2 protein-coding genes are annotated in these 1,735 nt (G+C 65.7%); one reads left to right on the top strand and one right to left on the bottom strand.

Annotated elements, in window-relative coordinates; genetic code table 11:
- On the bottom strand, positions 1-669 hold a 669-nt coding region (locus DBR22_RS10985), incomplete at its 3' end, for an FAD-dependent oxidoreductase (RefSeq protein ID WP_258229147.1).
- Positions 670-854: 185 nt separating this feature from the next.
- Between DBR22_RS10985 and DBR22_RS10990 the strand changes: the two genes are divergently transcribed.
- A partial coding sequence (locus tag DBR22_RS10990) for a LysR family transcriptional regulator (protein ID WP_108599043.1) occupies positions 855-1,735 on the top strand: 881 nt, incomplete at its 3' end.

A 1,735-nucleotide genomic window follows, 5' to 3' on the forward strand; every position in this document is an offset into this window, starting at 1 on the left:
CGGCGAACCCTTGACCCCCAGCATGCCGTGGTGGCCCAGGAACGTGAAGAGGTAGCGCGCCGGATAGGACAAAGCCGTGGTGGGGTCGCAGGACCATACCGCGCTGACAACGGGGGTCATGAAATGGGAAATGAAGTACGGGCTGAACCGCTCCCGTGCCAGGAATTCGCCGAGGGTGAGCTCCGCACCGTCCGTGCCCGGGCCGGCGTCGGACGCTGGAGCCTGGATCAGGGCACGCGCCCTGCGGTAGAAGCGCATGACCTCCAGCAGCATCAGCAGGTAGCGGCCGCGCAACAGGCTGGCGGGGCGGGCGATGATGCCGCGGGCACCGTCACGGGCGCCGGCGTACTCCAGGCCGCAGCCGTCGCAGCGGACCGACATGCTCATCTCGGAGTCCTGGGTCCGGACATCCAGCTCGGAAAAAAGCCGCAGCAGGGTGGGATAGGTCCGCTCGTTATGGACAATGAATCCGGTGTCGATTCCGAGGTTGCTGCCATCGATCTGCGGGACGCTGTGCGTGTGCGCGTGGCCGCCCAGGCGGTTGTCCGCCTCGAACAGGGTGACATTGTCCTGCTTGTTAAGGACGTAGGCGGCGGTCAGGCCAGCCACTCCGCTGCCTATGACGGCGATGCGACGCCCCTGCGGCTTATCAGCCGGGTTCCCTGCCACAGACACTGTTCTGCTCCTCTGCTCGGACTGCCTCATGTACTGCTTGGTACAAACTCTCTAGGGGCAGTTCGGCGCCGGGAGCCCGGCGGATGAGTGAGATTCCAGGAATCTTTGTGCCAGAATGAAGCGGCCCGCCCAGACCCGGCAAACAACGGGCCAAGCCGGCCCCGACATGAAGGACAGAGTTGGTAAATCCCGTACATCTGAAGACCCTCCTTGAGGTTACCCGGCTGGGCTCTTTCGCGGCCGCCGCGGCACGCCTGGGGTATACGGCGTCGGCGGTTTCCCAACAGATGTCGACGCTGGAACGTGAGACCGGCGTCGTCCTTTTCCAGCGTTCGGCCAAAAGCGTGGTTCCGACCGAGGCGGCCGTGGTCATGACCCGGCACGCAGCAAAGGTGCTCACCGACATCGAGGCCCTGATGGCCGCCGCAGCCAAGACACACGACACCAGCAGCCAGGAACTGAGATTGGGAATCTTCCCCAGCCTGGCCACCTACGTCCTTCCCGGGATCCTCAGGAACCCTGCATGGAAGGACCTGGGCATTGACCTCAAGGTCTCCGTTGCCGAACCTGCCCAGACCATCCAGGGCCTCCGGACCGGCGGGGACCTGGATGTGGCGCTGGTCTTCCAGGTTGGCCAGTCGGGGCTCGCCTGGCCGCACACCATCAACCGGCAATGGATCGGCGACGACAACTTCCGGGTGGTGCTGCCCGCAGGCTGGGGCTTCCGTTCAGACGCCAAGGTGGCGGCCGACCACCTCTCGGAGCTGCCGTGGATCATGCACCACCCCGGAAGTCCGGACGCTGTGGTGATCGAGCGGCTTTTCGCCAGCTGCAACCTGCATCCACGGGTGGTGGCCCGCAGCGACGACTTCCACGCCAGCCTTGAAATGGCGGCCGCAGGACTCGGCGCGGCCCTGGTGCCGGAGCTGGCGCTGCGCAACCGGCCGGCCGGCGTCGTGGTGCTGGATGTCCCGGAAATCCGGCTCGCGCGGAACGTCTTCGCCCTGCTCATCACCGAGAAGAGAACAGCCCGCGTGCAGCTTTTCGTGGACCTGCTCGC

The organism is Arthrobacter sp. HMWF013, assembly GCF_003061105.1.
Classification (GTDB): domain Bacteria; phylum Actinomycetota; class Actinomycetes; order Actinomycetales; family Micrococcaceae; genus Arthrobacter.